The organism is Methanocalculus sp., assembly GCF_029762515.1.
In the GTDB taxonomy this organism is placed as follows: Archaea; Halobacteriota; Methanomicrobia; order Methanomicrobiales; family Methanocorpusculaceae; genus Methanocalculus.
The window spans coordinates 1-2,478 of sequence record NZ_JARVGN010000346.1 but is presented as its reverse complement, the minus strand read 5'-3'; the positions used below and the strand labels follow the sequence as shown (position 1 = coordinate 2,478).

The following is a 2,478-nucleotide window of genomic DNA, read 5'->3' as shown; positions in this document are numbered from 1 at the left end:
CCGCCGAACATGTTGGAGAGACCGAGTGCCTTCGCAGGTCCTGCCCTTGTCATCTGGGCTATCTCAAAGAGTGAGAGTTCCCTGTCCATGGAATGGATGTTTGTGGCATCAATTACCTTGTCGGTATACTTGAATGATTCGAGGGTCTCTTCCCTGGCCTGCTTGCTCATCAGCCATTTGATGATCCGTGGATAACGGGTGAAGGGACCGGCATTTGGATGATCAGTGGTGATGAATGTCCGCATTGGATCAGCGGCATACAAGCCCATCTCAAGGCCGATTGCCCACTGGATGCCACTTACTTTGATGTTCTTGTCATAGACATAGGGAACAACTCCGGCGGCAGTCTCAACCTCCACATCGGTATTTGCCCATTTCAGATGGTTCAGATTGGTGATGTGGTGCTCAAATGGTCCGTCGGCGGTCATGGTTGTGGTTTCATCAAGTGTCACACAGCCAAGATCAATGCTGATGTTCTTCTGCTTGTTGACATAATCCATGACTTCCCGGGCTTTCGACTCGAAAGTCCCCCAGGAGTCTCCACCATATGAATGGAACTGGATGTGGGTGGAATGCATAACAGTGTCGCGTCCAAAGTTATTCTTTGCCGCAACCCCTTCTGCAAGACGGAGTGACTCCAGGGTAATCTCGTAGTTACCGGGATTTCCAAGATCGTTCTGGTGTATATGCATCGAATGTGGCAATCCAAGATACTCGTTTGTCTTCATCAGGCCGGTGATGATCTCAGCCGGAGTGATATCAAAGTACGGTACCGGATCGTTAAGAGTCAGGCAGTTTAATCCCCAGGCCCATGCTGCTGTGCCGCCGGGGTTGACGACTTTTATTCCATACCCTTTTGTCGCCTTGAGAAGCCATGCAATATAGGCTGCGGTATTCTCGATCTCGCCGTTTCTCAGATATTCAAACACAAACCAGTTGTTTGCAAAGACCGGAAGTGCTGCCTGATCGATAATTGGCGTATCATGAATTTCCTCATGCACGTGAGGTGAATGGAGCGGGGGCATTGCAGCCTCCATAACGAAGGCATATCCCATCCTCGCATAGTCATACCCGGTTTTAAAGGTGCTTGGAATCGAAAAACCACTCTCCATACGGTAGTTTTTCTGGGCATGAGGGCTCTTGAAGAGTTTATCCTCAGGCCTCATCAGGCGGCCGACATTCACTTTTGGTCCTGCAACATGGGCGTGGATATCCACGCCACCGGCCATTACCACCTTTCCACTGGCATCAATGACCTTTGCATTTGATCCAACACTCTCAACAATCTGACCATCCTTAATGGCGATATCTGTTGCATCTCCATTGATGTTGCGGGTTGGATCAATAACAAATCCATTCCTGATTAGTATTTCCGCCATATTTACTGCTCCGCATTGGTTGCTGCCTTCGCATGATCTTTTGCAAGGAGCCAGATTGGTTCGGTCTCGGTGAGTTCGCACATCCGTTCATAGACTCTGTCGAACAGTTCTTCATCGCTTGGAACTCCCTCGGGTCCGTCAACGACCTTCTTGAACTGGATTGGAACGTTATCCATCCGGTAGACAACTCCTGGCTCTTCTACCCCGACAACCCGGACAGGGATATGAAGATCAGAGATCTCACTTGCCATGCAGATGTTCGGATCGACGGTGATAAACGGATGCTTCTTCAGCTGCTCGACGGCTCGAATCGGGAAATGTGCTCCTGCATCTGTTCCGACATTCACAAAGCAGTCTACCTCCCCTCTCATTGCAAGGTCAATCGAACTTGTCTCACCCGGATTCATGTGTGCATGGGTTCCCTTGGAGAGATCGATACAATATGGGAAGCCAAACTGCCATGACCATACCTGGCCGGGTCCTGCAATGTTGTAATGTCCACGCATTGCCATAATCGAGGCCTTTGTATGGGCATTCAGGTCACGGGTCAGGCTGATTGCAATATCGACATTATGATTTCTCCCATCGGTATGGGTACATCCCATCCCGAAGAAGATCATGACAAAACGGGCGTTTTTCATGACTTTGGCCGCATCCACAATTCTTTTCTTTGGGATTCCGGCAACTTCATCAGGAATGTCATGTCCGCGGATTACGGTCCTGAACGCATCAAAGAGATCATAATCATGACCCTGCTTCACCATCAGATGGTGGTCAGCCAGTTTGGCCGTATCAGTCTCCCTTGGATCCACGCTGATGATGGTACGGGTCATCTGGCCCTTTGCAGTAAACGTTCCCCTTGGGAATATTGAATATCTGGAGGTGTGGCGCGGGTGGGCATGCATCGGATTGCAGCCCCAGAATACGACCACATCAGCCCTGTTCTTCGCTTCTCCGAGTGTACAGCTTGGATAGCCGTTGTCGAAGATGGCAAGGAACGAAGGTCCATGGCAGATCGAGGCACAGTTGTCAAGGACTGCCCCTCCTTTTTCTGCAACACGCGCAACTGCACTCATACCCTCGCAGTTTGTCGATCCAA

The 2,478-nt window shown here is 50.1% G+C and carries 2 protein-coding genes; both read right to left on the bottom strand.

Annotated features, from left to right (window positions below):
* Positions 1-1,379: formylmethanofuran dehydrogenase subunit A (locus QCH34_RS10690; RefSeq protein WP_300333961.1), on the bottom strand; the 1,379-nt coding region annotated here is incomplete at its 3' end.
* A gap of 2 nt (positions 1,380-1,381) precedes the next feature.
* On the bottom strand, positions 1,382-2,478 hold a 1,097-nt coding region (locus QCH34_RS10685), incomplete at its 5' end, for a formylmethanofuran dehydrogenase subunit B (RefSeq protein WP_300333959.1).